Origin of the sequence: Clostridium sp. USBA 49 (assembly GCF_900167505.1) — a bacterium.
Taxonomy (GTDB): domain Bacteria; phylum Bacillota; class Clostridia; order Clostridiales; family Clostridiaceae; genus Clostridium_AT; species Clostridium_AT prolinivorans.
The window spans coordinates 45,370-60,663 of record NZ_FUYD01000009.1; the positions used below are offsets into that span (position 1 = coordinate 45,370).

Genomic DNA, 15,294 nt, shown 5'->3' on the forward strand with positions numbered 1-15,294 from the left:
ATAACATAATACAATATTCACAGTTATAATTTAAAGTTAAACATATACAATTATCACAATAAGTATGCACTTAAGTTGTTTTTCTAATAATAAGTTCTGTTTTAAAATATATCTGTTTACTTGGTATTTCAATATTATTTATTATGTTTATCAATAATTCGCAAGCTTTTTTCCCCATATCATATATAGGCTGAGAAACAGTAGTTAACTCAGGTTCAAAAATTTCAGATATAACTATATTATCAAAACCCATAATACGTATATCTTCTGGAATTTTAAAATTATTCCTCAAAAGTACTTTCATGCCACCTAACGCCATTATATCATTACTATAAAATATAGCATCAATTTTATCTACTCTTTGTAAAATTTGTTCTGTGGCTTTAATACCTCCTTCTATAGTAAAGTTACCTTTAAATATAAGATTTTCATCAAATATACCATGTTTTTTCATTGCGTATTTATATCCTTCTAATCTTTCATTTGAGATTTGAAGATTTTCATGTCCTTTTACAAAAACTATTTTTCTATTTCCTTTATTGTATAAATATTCAATACCTTCTATAACTCCTTCTTTATTTAACGAATATACTCCATATTCATCTCTAAAATTTTCTATATATCTATCTACAAGAATAAATGGAATATCATTATCCTTTAGTAATTTTATACTGCTACGACTTTGCCCTCCAGATATAAATATAACCCCATCAACTAATTTACTTATTAAAAGTTTTATATAGTCTAACTCTTTTTCTACTTTATTATCCGTATTGCAAAATATTACATTATATCCAAAAGAACTAGCTGCATCTTCAATAGCTCTTGCAATGTATGAAAAGAAGGGATTTGTAATATCAGGAAGAATTATTCCTATTGTAGATGTTTTATTAATAGTTAACCCTCTTGCTAATGAATTAGGAATATAATTTAATTCTTCAGCTAGCTTTAATATTTTATTTTTGGTTTCTTCACTTATAGATTCATCTCTTTTATTTAAAACCATAGAAACTGTTGTTTTTGATACTCCAGCTCTTTTCGCTATATCCATCATAGTAATTTTTTTCATATTAATTCCTCTACTCTACTTTATATATTAAGTTATATTTTATATTAATATTTTATAAATTTAAATACTAACTTATATATACTATAACTTTTTATTTTATAAAATCCAAGGACAAAGCCTTGGATTTTACATTATTTTTTTATAAGTTTTAAATCAACTGGTATTTCTTTTTCAACTTTTTCTCCTTTTATAACTTTTACAGCGGTTTCAACTGCTAAGCTTCCCATTAAATCTGGCTGTTGTGCAATAGTTGCTGCCATATCACCGCTTTCAACTGCTTTTTTTGCATCATCATTACCATCAAATCCAACTACTAATACTTTTTTATCCTTTAATGCTTTAACTGCACCTAATGCCATTTCATCATTATGTGCAAATACTGCATCAAATTGAGGAGTAGCCTGTATTATATTCTCCATTACATTTAATCCTTTTTGTCTATCAAAATCTGCTGATTGACTTGCTACAACTTTAACACCATCTTTTCCATCAATTACATCGTGGAATCCTTTACCCCTATCTCTTGTAGCTGATGCCCCTGGTATTCCTTGAAGTTCAACTATGTTGCCTTTGCCTCCAAGTTTTTCAAGAATAAATTCTGCAGCCATCTTTCCTCCTTGTACATTATCTGAAGCTATATGTGCTGTAACCTCACCTTTATTTGCCTGTCTATCAACAGTTAAAACTGGTACTTTATTATTATTTGCAACTTGAATTGAATTACCAACTGCATCACTATCTGTTGGATTTATAATAAGAACAGATACTCCTTGCTGCAAAAGATCTTCTACATTAGATCTTTCTTTAGCTGCATCATTTTGTGAATCAACAATTACTAAATCATATCCTAACTCTTTTGCTTTTTTAGTAGCTCCATCTTTCATGGATACAAAGAATGGATTATTTAAAGTTGACACTACCATTCCTATTTTCTTTTTATCTCCACCAGTTTGAGCTTTATTACATCCTGCAAAGCCTGCCATAGCAATAACACTAGTTAAAGCAATTGATAACATTTTTATATATGTTCTTTTCATGATAATTCCTCCTTAAATTTTAAAATATATAAATTTTATTTATTTTTTTTATCAAGCATAACTGCTAATAATATAACCAATCCTTTTACTATTGACTGATAAAATGGTGATACATTTATTAAATTTAATCCATTGTTAAGCACTCCTATTATCATAGCACCTATTATTGTTCCTATAACAGAACCTTCTCCACCTGAAAGACTTGTTCCTCCTAAAACAACTGCTGCTATAGCATCAAGTTCAAATCCAACTCCAGCATTTGGAGATGCTGATCCTATTCTGCTTGTTACTACAACACCACTTAATGCTGCAGTCATACCACAAATTACATAAACTAAAGTCTTAATTTTAACTGTATTTATTCCTGAAAGTCTTGCAGAATCTTCATTTCCTCCAACTGCATATACATATCTTCCATATCTTGTTTGATTTAATATATACCATGCAGCTAAAACTACTATTATTATTAAAATTATAGGCATAGGTATTCCTGCTATTTTTCCATTTCCTACAAATGTGAATTTTGAATCAATTACAGATATAGGAGTACCTTTAGTATAAACATAAGTAACTCCTCTAAATACAGTCATAGTAGCTAATGTAACTATAAATGCTTGTATTTTCCCTTTTGCAACTGTTATTCCATTTAAAAAACCTATAAAAGCACCTATTAATAAAACTATTAATAAATTTAAAATTACATTTACATTTTTAGTAGCTAGTGTAGCTGCTATAGCTCCTGTTATAGCAAGTATTGAACCTACAGATAAATCTATTCCTCCAGTTAATATTACAAAACACATACCTACAGCTATTATTGCATTAACTGAAACTTGAGTAAGAACATTTAAAATATTTGTTATAGTTAAAAATCTAGGTGTAATAATGGATATTATTAGGCATAGTATTATTAAACCTATTAAAGATTTATATTTTATAATTAAATTTTTTATATTATTTTCCATGTTACACTCCCCTTTACTTTAAAATGCCAGCTGAAAATTAAATTCCAACAGCATATTTCATTATATTTTCTTGAGTAAGCTCATTTCTACTTAACTCTCCTGTTATTTCTCCTTCATGCATTACTAGTACTCTATCACTAACTCCTATAATTTCTGCCATATCAGAAGAAATCATTATAACTGCTTTTCCCATACTTTTTAATTCATTCAATACTTCATAAATTTCTTTTTTAGCACCTACATCTATGCCTTTAGTAGGTTCATCAATAATTAAAACATTTGGTGAAAGCATAAGCCATTTAGCTATAATTACCTTTTGCTGATTTCCTCCACTAAGATTTTTTATTATTTGATCTTGATTAGGAGTTTTTATAGAAAGCTTTTGTATATATTCATCTACTTCTTCTTTTTCAGCTTTTTTATTAATCTTCATTAAATTGTTTTCATAATTTTTTAAATTAGGAAGTGTCATATTTTCTCTGACAGACATATTTAAAATTAAACCTTCCTTTTTTCTATCTTCTGAAAGATAACAAATTCCATGTTTTATAGCATCTTTAGGAGAGTTAATTGTTACTTTTTCACCATTTATATATATTTCTCCCGAAGATTTTTTGTAATCACCAAATATAGTTTTTGCAAGTTCTGTTCTTCCTGCTCCCATTAATCCTGCAAATCCTAAAATTTCTCCTGCCTTTACTTCAAAACTTACATTTTTTACTTTATTTTTTAATGATATATTTTCAACTTTTAATAAGGTTTTTGATTTTTTAACACTTTTATATGGAAATTGTTCTTCTAGTTTTCTTCCTACCATCATTGTGATAAGTTCATCTTTAGTTACATTTTTAGTTTCTACATGTCCAACATATTTACCATCTCTTAAAACTGTTATAGAATCGCAAATTTCAAAAATTTCATCCATCCTATGAGATATATATATAACTGCAATACCTTTATTTTTTAGTTTTTTAATTACTTCAAAAAGTTTTTTAGTTTCTACATCTGTAAGGGCTGTAGTAGGTTCATCCATAATTATTACGCTAGAATTTTTGGTCAAAGCTTTTGCTATTTCAATCATTTGCATTTCCCCTACATTTATATCTTTTACTAATGTATCTGGATCTATATTGCAGCCTATTTGTTCTAAAAAGCTTATACTTCTTTCTCTCATCCATTGCTTATTTATTTTTCTGCTTACTTTACCAAATTTTTCATTACCTAAAAATATATTTTCAGCTACTGTTAAATTAGGAAGAACACTAAGCTCTTGATGTATTATAGTAATTCCTAATTTTTCTGCATGTTTAATACCATGAATTTCAACTTCATTTCCTTCTATTAAAATTTTACCCGAATCTTTTTTATAAACTCCACTTAATACTTTCATAAGAGTAGATTTTCCAGCCCCATTTTCTCCAAGCAGTGCCAATACCTCTCCTGCATGAACTTTTAAATTTACGTTTTCAAGTGCTTTTACACCTGGAAAAGATTTTGATATATTAACCATTTCTAAAAGAGGTTTTTTATCCTTCATATCCTCTCCTCCTAAAATCTATTTAAAAAACAACTCCTGATTTTAATATTATATTTGCATAAGGAGTCTGTTCTCCTGTTCTTATAACTGCCTTACATTCTTTTAATTTTTGTTTAAGTTCTTCATGTGTAATAATTTTTATCTTAACATCACCTATTTCTTTTTTTATTTCTTCATATAAATTTTTACTAACTTCAATTGTTTCTTTTGCTAATTCTACTTCTTCTATTTGTAATTCCATTAAAACAGCTTTTAATGTATCGATAAAACTCGGCACATCTTTTATAAGTGCTAAATCTATTCTTTGAGTTTCATTTGGAATAGGAAGACCACAATCCCCTATTGCTAAAGCATCTGTATGCCCCATTTTAGATATAACTTCAGAAATATTTGAATTTAATAATCCTGTTTTTTTCATTTTTTATTCACCACCATATATTTTTATAACTTCTTCCATGTAAGGAAGTGAAGGTTGAGCACCTTTTCTTTGAACTACTATTGATGAAACTTTATTAGCAAATTTAACTGCTTCTTCTATAACTTTAAAATTTATATTTTCTTTTGTTTTTAATCTGCTAGCTAATGCCCCAATAAAACTATCTCCTGCAGCAGTTGTATCTATAGCTTTTACTTTATGTGCTTTTATAATGCTGAAATTATCACTATCTATTAAAGCCGCTCCTCTTTCTCCTAAAGTGATTATTACGAATTTTACTCCTTTTTCTATAAATTTATTTGCAGCTTTTCTTATATCGTTTTCATTAATTGCATTAATTCCTGTTATTTCAAAAGTTTCACTTTCATTTGGAACTATAATATCAGTAAGTTTTAAAAGATCATCTGGTATTTTATTTGCAGGTGCAGGGTTTAATATGGTTATAACTCCATTTTCTTTAGCAATTTTAAAAGCATTTATTGCAGTTTTTATAGGAGTTTCAAATTGTGTAATTATAACATCAGATTCCCTTATAATATCTTTAGCATTTTCTATTAAATTTCCATCTACATCCATATTAGCACCTGGAACTACTACAATTGAATTTCTTCCATCATCATCAACAGTAATAATCGCCATACCAGTAGGATTGTTGTTACTTATCATTACATTTTTTACATCTATCTTATCTTCTTTAAGAGATTTTAATAATGATTTGCCATTTTCATCATCTCCAACTTTACCTATAAAACAAACATTAGCTCCTAATCTTTGAGCGGCAACAGCTTGATTAGCACCCTTTCCTCCAGGTAACTTGCTGTATTCTTTAGATAATATAGTTTGTCCTGCCTCTGGCATTTTATCTACTTTTAATACTAAATCCATATTTATGCTTCCTAAAATACAAATTTTATTCATATTTTTCTACACCTCTTTTCTACTTAACCGGTTTATTGAACCGGTTAAGTATATTTTATATCATCTTTATAACCATGTCAATTATTTTTGTAAACTTTTTCAGATTTTTTTTTAATTGGTTAGTAGTTATTTTATTTAAATAACTTTATTAATAAATTATAAAAAATAATTATTTTTGAATATAAAACTATCTTTTCAAACATATAAGTATATTTTTATAAAAAATAATTTTAAAAAACTAAAAATACTTTAAATAAATTAAAAAGCTATGCACAAAAAGGATTTCCCTGATTTATGCATAGCTTTTGTTTTGAAATATTTACATACTTTCTCTAAAAACACTATGATAGTAGTAAATTTAATTATAATATCAAAATATTTATATGTTTTCTTTAAAAACTTCTGTGAGTGCTTTTATAAATGCTTCATTTTGATTTTGAGTTCCTATTGTAACTCTCATCCAACCTGGCATTCCAAGGAAAGCACCTGGTCTTATTATTATTCCTTTCTTTAAAAGTTCATTAAAAACTAATTTATCGTCTAATTTACTTTTTACCATTATAAAGTTAGCATTTGTTTCTATATATTCTAAACCTAGTTTACTAAATTCTTTATATAAATATTCTTTCCCAACTTTATTTGTTTCATATACCAATTTTATATGTTCTTTATCTTCTAGAGCTTTTACAGCTGCCTTTTGTGCAAATAAATTTACATCAAATGGTCCTAATACTGTATTAAAATATTGTACAAGTTCTTCATTAGCTATTCCATAGCCACATCTTAAACTTGCAAGCCCATATGCTTTTGAAAATGTTCTTAGTATTATAATATTGGGATATTTTTCAAGTAAACTTAAAGAATCTGGATAATCTGGATCTGTAACATACTCTATGTAAGCTTCATCCAAAATTATAAGAACACTTTCAGGAATTTTATTAATAACTCTTTCTAAATCAGCTTTTTTAAATATAGTTCCAGTTGGGTTATTAGGATTGCAAAACCATATTAATTTAGTTTTATCAGTTATAGCTTCAACCATTTTATCAATATCTAAAGCATTGTCTTTCATGGGAACAATTACAGATTTTCCTCCCATAAGTTTAGTTGATGCATCATAACGTGAGAATGTTACTTCTCCCATTATACTTTCATCTCCAGGGTTTAAAACAGTACTGCAAATTATTCTTATTAAAAGATCTGAACCAGTACCACAAAAAACTTGACTTGGTTTAACATTTAAATGTTTTGCAATAGCATTTTTAAGTTCAAAGCTTGAAGCATCAGGATATAAATGAGCTTCTTCTATAGCTTCTTTTAAAGCTTCTTTTGCTTTAGGAGAACAACCTAATGGATTTTCATTTGAAGCTAACTTTATAACATCTGTAAGCCCAAGCTCTCTTTTTACTTCACTTATAGGTTTTCCTGCCACATACATTTCAAGTCCAAGCACTTCTTTTCTTACAAAATGGGTCATAAAAATTCCTCCTATTGTATTTTATTAAAATTTAAAAATTAATCTACTGTACTAGATTTAGTACAGTAGATTAATTATTGTTTTTTATATTATTAGGCTTCTTCTCCAATTATTCTTACTTCTGGTTGGAGTTCTACGTTATATTTTGTTTTTATAGTATTTTGTATATGTTTTATCAAATTTATTATATCTTCTGCAGTAGCATTATTTTTATTTATAACAAAACCTGCATGTTTTTCTGAAACTTGAGCTCCTCCAATTGTATAACCTTTAAGGTTACTTTCTTCTATAAGCTTACCTGTAAAATAACCTTCTGGTCTTTTAAATGTGCTTCCTGCTGAAGGATATTCTAAAGGCTGCTTTTCCTGCCTTTTTAAAGTTAAATCATCTATTCTTTCTTTTATTTTATTGTATTCTCCTTTAGTAAGCTTAAAAGTTGCCTCAAGAACAGTATATTCATATTTTTGTATAGCACTTATTCTATATCCCAATTCAAGTTCATCTTTATTTAAAGTTATTAAATTTCCTTTTTTATCTACTACAAGAGCACTTTCAATAACTTGACTTATCTCACCATTATATGCTCCTGCATTCATAGTAACAGCTCCACCTACAGTTCCAGGAATTCCACATGCAAATTCAAAACCAGTTAAACTGTGCTTAAGTGCTTCATCAGAAACTGCAGATAAATCTGCTCCCCCTTGTGCTATAATTTTTTCATCTAAAACTTGTATTTTATTTAATGATGTAAGTTTTATTATTACTCCCCTAAAGCCACCATCTTTTACTAAAAGATTAGAACCTCTCCCAATTATATAATAAGGTAAGTTTTTTTGATTGCAAAATTTAATAATTTTAACTACTTCTTCATAATTTTTAGGTGTAACTAATATATCAGCAGGTCCTCCAACCTTAAATGAAGTATGATTTTTCATTGGTTCATCAATTGATATATTTTCTTTCCCCAAAATATTATTAAAATCATTAATAAAATTTTTACATTGATTCATCACATATCTCCTTAACAACATTAATGCTTACTTATTCAGTATAATGTATAATTAACAAATTAATCAATATTAAAATTTACTAATTTACCTTTATTTTTTAAATATGTAATAAGTTTTTTTGTTTCAGTATTTATTATGAGTTCTTCTGGCATGCCAACTTCCATAAGCATTTCATGAGCAGAATCAAATTTACCTATTTGAAAAGCACAGTGAGCATCACTTCCTATTACTATTTTTACCCCATACTGTTTACATAATTTAGCTACTTTTGTGCAAGTTTCAACACTTCCTTCTCTAGAACCACCAGGAGTAAGAGAACTGTTATTTATCTCAATAAGTACATTTTCTTCTTTAGCCTTTTTTACTACTTCCTCTTCATATATAGGGAAATATGGATTACCACAATGTCCTATAATATCTACATATGGATTTTTCATAGCATTTATAAGAGCTTCTGTATTCTTTTCTCTACTTGATGTTTCTATGCATACATCATGTAAACTAGCTATTATTATATCTAATCTCTCTTGAATTCTAAGAGGTATATCTAAATTTCCTTCATAATCTATTATATTAGCTTCGCATCCTTTAAGAAGCTTTATTCCATAAATTTCTTGAGGTAGAACCTTTAAATTTGAAAAATAAAAAATATGAGGTCCTCCAGGCATATTAGGACCATGATCAGTAACTGCTACAAGTTCCATTCCATTTTCTTTAGCCTCTTTTAAGTTTTCTAATAAAGTATTATATGCATGCCCACTAGAAACTGTATGAGTATGCGTATCTAAAACATACTTCAACTTTGTCACTCCTTTTTTAAAATTCAATTTTATAAATATTTCATATAAATTTATTTATTGTCCTTATTTTTATTAAAATAATTAAAAATACTTTCTGCAGCTTTTTTATTAATACTTGGTGTTTCTTCTAATTCTTCAATAGATGCATTTTTAATATTTTCTATACTACCAAATTTTTTTAAAAGTTCTTTTCTTCTCTTTTCTCCAATATTTGGTATATCTTCAAGGACAGAGTGTAAAATTCTTTTATCTCTTAAGCTTCTATGATAAGTTATAGCAAATCTATGAACTTCATCTTGTATTCTTGTAATAAGATGCATAACATTAGAATTTTGCTTAATTATCATCTCATTATTATTATATATAAGTCCTCTTGTATTATGTTTATCATCTTTAACCATACCACATACAGGTATATCTATATTAAGTTCTTTTAAAACTTCTAATGCTACATTAACTTGCCCTTTTCCTCCATCCATTAAAATTAAATCAGGAAATATACAAAATTTACCTGCACTTAATTCTAAATTTCTTTCTTTAATTTTTTTAACTTCTTCAAGTCCATGCTTAAAACGTCTATTTAAAATTTCTCTCATACTTTCATAATCATTTGCTCCGATTACGCTTTTTATTTTAAATCTCCTATAATCACTATTTTTAGGTTTACCATCTTCGAATACTATCATACTTCCAACTGAATCTAATCCTTGAATGTTTGATATATCATAAGCCTCTATTCTATTTGGTAGATTTTCTAAATCTAAAAGTTCAGCTAATTCTTTAAGTGCTGTTTTGTGTATTTCTTTATCTGCTTTAAGTTTAGATTTAAATTGCTCTAAAGTAATCTTAGCATTTTTAAATACCATGTCTAAAATTTCTTTTTTTTCTCCTCTTTGAGGGACTTTAATATAAACTTTACTTTCTCTTTTCATTGTAAGCCATTGTTCTAAAAGTTCTGAGTCTTCAACTTCATTAACATATATATTTTTAGGAACAAATGCAGTACCACCATAAAACTCTTTAATAAAATCTGATACTATCTCCTTAGATTCTATTCCTGATGTGTCTTCAAGCATATAATGTTCTCTTCCTACTATCTTTCCATCTCTTAAAAAAAATATCATAGCACAAGTATCAGTTTCATCACTATAAATATTTATAAAATCTTCATCTTCAAAATTTCCAATAATAATTTTCTGCTTTTCTATAATTTTTTCCACAGCAATTATCTTATCTCTATATGAAGCTGCCTTTTCAAATTCTAAGTTTTCAGCAGCCTTTTCCATTTGAATTCTTAAATCTTTTGTTATCTGTTTATCTTTACCTGAAAGCAAATCTATAATATTTTGTATAGTTTTATTATACTCTTCTTTTGTTGTAAGTCCAGCACATGGGGCAGTACATAAACCTATATGATAATTAAGACATGGTCTTGCTTTTATTTCTCTATCTCTAATAGTCATTTTACAAGTTCTAACTGGGAAAATTTTTTTTATTAAATCTAAAGTTTCATATACTGCACTATAATCTGTATAAGGTCCAAAATACTTTCCTCCATCTTTAGCATGTGTTCTTGTCATAAAAACTCTAGGAAAATCCTCATTTATTGTAACTTTTATAAAAGGATAATGTTTATCATCTTTAAGAAGAATATTATATCTAGGCCTATACTTCTTTATAAGATTACATTCAAGTATAAGAGCTTCCATTTCAGAATCTGTAACTATATATTCAAATTCAGCTATGTTCTTAACCATAGCTTTAACTTTATCAGAATGATTTTTGGAAGATTGAAAATACTGCCTTACTCTATTTTTAAGTATTTTTGCTTTTCCAACATAAATAACTTCGCCTAAAGAATTTTTCATAATATAAACTCCTGGCTTTTCCGGCAGTATTTTTAATTGATATTCAAAATCAAACAATTTTTTCACCTCCATTTTATAAAAGTGAAATTTTATCATTTTATATTATATTTAGTTTTCATATTGTGATTATTTTATGAAAAGTCTTTTTATTAAATATTGAATGCTTATATATAGACGTAATAGAAATTTAGAAACACTATAAATTGTAGAGTTAAATTTAATTTACGTCTTATTGCAGGTTAATCATATTGTAAATTTAAAATAATGTGCAATTATTTACTTAATTATTATATCACTATACCAGTTAAAACTAAAAATTTTTATTAAATCCCTGGCAGTCTGTATATTATATAAATCAATCCTGCTATTACCAATATTAGCTCTATAAAGTTACCAAATTTAGATCCTACTCTATATGTTACAGGAAATTTTATTTTTTTATTTTTGAAAGGATAAAAAAGAGGTACTCCTCTGTTTGTAGACATATCGCAAATGAGATGAAGACTGTATCCTATAATAAAATAATATGTTATATTTTTTAAACTATATTTATTACTTATATACGAGATTATAAAACTAAAAGTTATCATCCCAAGAAGGCTATGAGTAAGCCCGTTTCTGTGTGAAGATATGCCTATTGAAATAAGTGCCACACCTAACGCTTTATATGCTGGCTGATTTGTATATACATAATCGAAATATAAAACAATTATACCACTGCAAATATATAAAGTAATTTTTGCTCCTTTATTTTTAAAGGGAAGTATATATTTATTTATAATACTTTTAGGATGATCTATATCTGGGAATAAAGAAGCTATAACAACTACTCCCATACCTAAATAACTAAAACCACCAGGCAATTTATTGCTGAGAGCTACAAAAGCTGCCAATCCTATTCCTGCATGTGTCTTACCATTCATGTTATTTCTCCTTAATAAATTAAAAAAAGTCAGGTATCGTCAAAATTTTACACATACCTAACTTTATTATATCACAGAAACATATGTTCATATACTTATAAATGCTTATATTCTCTATTTTTTTAAAGCTTCTTTAATAACTTGACCCGCAATTTTAGCTGCTGCTTTTCCTCCTGTTCCTCCTTCTTCTACAATAACCGATATAGCTATCTTGGGATCTTCATAAGGTGCAAAACCTATAAACCAAGAATGAGGTGGTTCATCTACATTTGGTATATCATCATGATCTGCAGTCCCTGTTTTCCCTGCAACTTTTATACCTGATACAGAAGCATTTTTCCCTGTACCTTTTAATACAACTTCTCTCATTAAATCTCTCATTATTTTTGAATTTTCTTCAGAAATTATATTTCCTATTTTTTCCGAATTAATCTTTTTTACTACATTTTTTTCATTATTTAAAATTTCACTTACTATATATGGTTTCATCATAACACCATTATTTGCAATTGTACTAGCAACAAGAGCCATTTCCATAGGTGTAGCAAGTACTTCTGCTTGCCCTATAGCACTTTGAGCAAGATTACCTTTTTCATTATCTTTATAAGATGGAAACCTGCTGTTTTCTATTGTTAATCCATCTGAAGGAATGTCTTTATTAAATAAAAATTTTTCTGCAGTTTCTTTAAGCTTTTCATTTCCAAGCTCTATACCAAGACTTCCAAAATACACATTACTAGATTCTGCAAAAGCTTTTTTTAAATCAATATTTCCATAAGCTTTCCCTCCATAATTACTTATAGATTCATTTGAATTAAAAACTAATTTACCATTGTCTTTAAATTTTCTAGAAGTTATTCCTTTAATATTTTCTAAAGCACTTACAGCTGTTATAACTTTAAATGTAGAACCTGGAGCATAAAGTCCAGATGTAGCTCTATTTATAAAAGGATAATTTGCTTCTTTCTTTTGAAGGCTATCCCATATTTTGTCTAAATTATTAGCATCAAATGATGGCTTAGATACCATAGTAAGCACTTCTCCAGTTTTAGGATTTAAAACTACTATTGCTCCTCTATTATTCCCTAAAAGTTCATAAGAGAGCATCTGCAAATCTGTGTCTAATGTTGTTTTTAAACTTCTTCCTACCTTTTCATCATTTTCTTTTGTTTTTCCTTTATTTTTTATAAAGCTTATTATATCAAATCCTTCATCATAACTAAGCTGTGAATCATATTTTTTTTCAAGTCCAGTAATACCATATTTTAAATCTATATATCCTATTGCATGGGTAAAGGCTTCTCCACCTTCATAAACTCTTTTTTGTCCATCTTCATTTGTTTTTTCACTTTTAGCAAGTATTGTCATATTCCTATCATAAATAGTTCCTCTTAAAACTTTATTTCTTACGGCCCAAGTTCTTTTATTATATGGACTTTTTACAATTTCTTCTGACTTGTAAAGTTCAAAATAAGTTATATATGACATAATTACTATAAAACATAAAAGAAAAACTACGAAAATTTTCTTTATATTAGCCGAAATATCTTTTTCCATAATTATTCTCCTTCCGAAATCTTTTGCACTATCCCCAAAGAGCAGAAGGTTATGAGCATAGATGTACCTCCATAACTTACAAGTGGAAGTGTAATACCTGTTAAAGGAATTAAATTTATAACTCCTCCTAAAATTACCAAAGCTTGAGAAGCTATAATAGAACTATACCCAACAGCAACTAGTCTTGAAAAATTATCTTCTATATAAACTGCAGCTCTCATACATCTATAAAAAAGTAAGAAATAAATTATTATTAATCCAAGTCCAGTAACTATACCTAATTCTTCACAAATTACTGTAAATATAAAATCTGAAACATTTACTGGTATATAATTAGGAAAGCCAAAGCCAAGGCCTGTTCCAAAAAGTCCTCCCCATGCTATAGCTATAAGAGATTGAACTATTTGAAGTCCTTCATTATTAGCATAATTCCAAGGATTTTGCCAAATCATAATTCTTATTCTAACATGATCAAAAATTTCATAACTTATTACTCCGCCTAAAATAAAAAGGATTAAACAGGTTATAACATACTTAACCTTTGAAGTTGCTATGTAAAGAATAGTTACTGATAAAGCAAACACTATAAGAGCAGTTCCTAAATCTCTTTGAAGTACCATAAATCCAAGAGATATCATAACTACAAATGCAGGCTCTATTAAATTTTTATAACTTTTATAATCTTTAAGAGCAGAGGCAAGATAAGCTACTAAAAATAATTTCCCAAATTCTGCCGGCTGAAAACTTATATTTTTTATTATAATCCAGTTTTTAGCCCCTCCTCTTTCTGTACCAAATATGAGAGCCATAGACATAAAAATTAAAGTAAGTGCAAGATAAATATATTTATATTTTTGAAAACTTTTTAAATCTGGGAAAAGTACAATAATAATTATAAATGCAGATACTCCAAGAGCAAACCACATTACCTGTTTTAAAGCTAATGTAGGATTAAGACGATATATAACTGCAATACCAATAACAGATAAAATACTTGCAAATATCAATATATATTTATCTCCGTCAGGATAAAATTTTCTTATTATAAATTGAGAATATGCTATTAATACAATTATTATTATTCCTATAAGTACCGCACCTTCATCAAAAGGATTTTTTAATAAAGCAAGATTTCCAAAACATACAATACAAAGTAAATATATATATCTAATAATTCTTTTTTCATCTTTTAAACTATCCACCAAATATCACCTATCCTATAACTTTAAACAAAGCACTTCCTATTTGTATTTCATCTCCAACTTTAAGTATAGCTTTACCTTCAAGCCTTTTATCATTTATAATTGTTCCATTTGTACTTCCTAAATCTTCGATTATGTAGTCAGTATTTTTTAAAAATATTCTAGCATGGTTTCCTGAAACATACTGATCATCTAAAATTAAATTATTTGTTGTTTTTCTTCCAATAGTAATCTCACCTTTAATTGGAATAACAGCACCATTTTTTAATTCATGATTTTCTCCTTTATCTAATATTTCAAGTCCAAAAGTTTTTTTCTTTGTAGGATTTCTTTTACCTCCATTTTTAATGTCTTTGTACATTATTTTAAGTGATAAGAATATAATTATGTAAATTATGCCTATAATAATAAATCTAAATATTGTAGTTAATTTACTAAAATCCAACTTCGACACTGCCTTTCTTTTAAATTAATAAGACTAGTATATTAAATACT

At 27.4% G+C, this 15,294-nt stretch carries 14 protein-coding genes; all 14 read right to left on the reverse strand.

Annotated features, from left to right (window positions below; genetic code table 11):
* Window positions 1-70: 70 nt before the first annotated feature.
* A complete protein-coding gene (locus B5D11_RS09225; protein WP_078682741.1) occupies window positions 71-1,069 on the reverse strand; it encodes a LacI family DNA-binding transcriptional regulator in 999 nt (332 codons plus the stop codon).
* 131 nt (window positions 1,070-1,200) lie between these two features.
* Window positions 1,201-2,106, reverse strand: coding sequence for a ribose ABC transporter substrate-binding protein RbsB (gene rbsB / locus B5D11_RS09230; protein ID WP_078682742.1), 906 nt, complete (start codon window positions 2,104-2,106; stop codon window positions 1,201-1,203).
* Between the two features lie 35 nt (window positions 2,107-2,141).
* A complete protein-coding gene (gene rbsC / locus B5D11_RS09235; protein WP_078682743.1) occupies window positions 2,142-3,071 on the reverse strand; it encodes a ribose ABC transporter permease in 930 nt (309 codons plus the stop codon).
* 37 nt (window positions 3,072-3,108) lie between these two features.
* Complete coding sequence (locus B5D11_RS09240) at window positions 3,109-4,608, reverse strand: sugar ABC transporter ATP-binding protein (RefSeq protein WP_078682744.1); 1,500 nt, start codon at window positions 4,606-4,608, stop codon at window positions 3,109-3,111.
* Between the two features lie 22 nt (window positions 4,609-4,630).
* On the reverse strand, window positions 4,631-5,026 hold the full coding sequence (rbsD, locus tag B5D11_RS09245) for a D-ribose pyranase (RefSeq protein WP_078682745.1): 396 nt from the start codon (window positions 5,024-5,026) through the stop codon (window positions 4,631-4,633).
* 3 nt (window positions 5,027-5,029) lie between these two features.
* Window positions 5,030-5,962, reverse strand: a complete 933-nt coding sequence (gene rbsK / locus B5D11_RS09250; protein ID WP_078682746.1) for a ribokinase — start codon at window positions 5,960-5,962, stop codon at window positions 5,030-5,032.
* Between the two features lie 379 nt (window positions 5,963-6,341).
* Window positions 6,342-7,439: a histidinol-phosphate transaminase gene (hisC, locus tag B5D11_RS09255; protein ID WP_078682747.1), complete on the reverse strand. Its 1,098-nt coding sequence runs from the start codon at window positions 7,437-7,439 to the stop codon at window positions 6,342-6,344.
* 92 nt (window positions 7,440-7,531) lie between these two features.
* Window positions 7,532-8,449, reverse strand: coding sequence for a UDP-N-acetylmuramate dehydrogenase (murB, locus tag B5D11_RS09260; protein ID WP_078682748.1), 918 nt, complete (start codon window positions 8,447-8,449; stop codon window positions 7,532-7,534).
* Window positions 8,450-8,508: 59 nt separating this feature from the next.
* Window positions 8,509-9,249 (reverse strand): phosphatase, encoded by a 741-nt coding sequence (locus B5D11_RS09265; protein ID WP_078682749.1) that lies wholly within the window; start codon window positions 9,247-9,249, stop codon window positions 8,509-8,511.
* A gap of 50 nt (window positions 9,250-9,299) precedes the next feature.
* Window positions 9,300-11,174, reverse strand: a complete 1,875-nt coding sequence (gene uvrC / locus B5D11_RS09270; RefSeq protein WP_078682750.1) for an excinuclease ABC subunit UvrC — start codon at window positions 11,172-11,174, stop codon at window positions 9,300-9,302.
* Window positions 11,175-11,440: 266 nt separating this feature from the next.
* Entirely contained in the window at window positions 11,441-12,040 is a 600-nt protein-coding gene (locus tag B5D11_RS09275; protein WP_078682751.1) for a metal-dependent hydrolase, read from the reverse strand.
* Window positions 12,041-12,154: 114 nt separating this feature from the next.
* Window positions 12,155-13,597 (reverse strand): peptidoglycan D,D-transpeptidase FtsI family protein, encoded by a 1,443-nt coding sequence (locus tag B5D11_RS09280; protein WP_078682752.1) that lies wholly within the window; start codon window positions 13,595-13,597, stop codon window positions 12,155-12,157.
* A 2-nt stretch (window positions 13,598-13,599) separates the two neighbouring features.
* Entirely contained in the window at window positions 13,600-14,799 is a 1,200-nt protein-coding gene (locus B5D11_RS09285) for an FtsW/RodA/SpoVE family cell cycle protein (protein WP_078682753.1), read from the reverse strand.
* 10 nt (window positions 14,800-14,809) lie between these two features.
* Entirely contained in the window at window positions 14,810-15,244 is a 435-nt protein-coding gene (locus B5D11_RS09290; protein ID WP_078682754.1) for an FHA domain-containing protein, read from the reverse strand.
* Between the last annotated feature and the right edge of the window lie 50 nt (window positions 15,245-15,294).

Coding starts and splice junctions, on each gene's coding strand:
- rbsB (WP_078682742.1), bottom strand. CDS start 2,106: ATGAAAAGAACATATATAAAAATGTTATCAATTGCTTTAACTAGTGTT.
- B5D11_RS09240 (WP_078682744.1), bottom strand. CDS start 4,608: ATGAAGGATAAAAAACCTCTTTTAGAAATGGTTAATATATCAAAATCT.
- B5D11_RS09275 (WP_078682751.1), bottom strand. CDS start 12,040: ATGAATGGTAAGACACATGCAGGAATAGGATTGGCAGCTTTTGTAGCT.
- murB (WP_078682748.1), bottom strand. CDS start 8,449: ATGAATCAATGTAAAAATTTTATTAATGATTTTAATAATATTTTGGGG.
- rbsK (WP_078682746.1), bottom strand. CDS start 5,962: ATGAATAAAATTTGTATTTTAGGAAGCATAAATATGGATTTAGTATTA.
- B5D11_RS09280 (WP_078682752.1), bottom strand. CDS start 13,597: ATGGAAAAAGATATTTCGGCTAATATAAAGAAAATTTTCGTAGTTTTT.
- rbsD (WP_078682745.1), bottom strand. CDS start 5,026: ATGAAAAAAACAGGATTATTAAATTCAAATATTTCTGAAGTTATATCT.
- rbsC (WP_078682743.1), bottom strand. CDS start 3,071: ATGGAAAATAATATAAAAAATTTAATTATAAAATATAAATCTTTAATA.
- B5D11_RS09225 (WP_078682741.1), bottom strand. CDS start 1,069: ATGAAAAAAATTACTATGATGGATATAGCGAAAAGAGCTGGAGTATCA.
- hisC (WP_078682747.1), bottom strand. CDS start 7,439: ATGACCCATTTTGTAAGAAAAGAAGTGCTTGGACTTGAAATGTATGTG.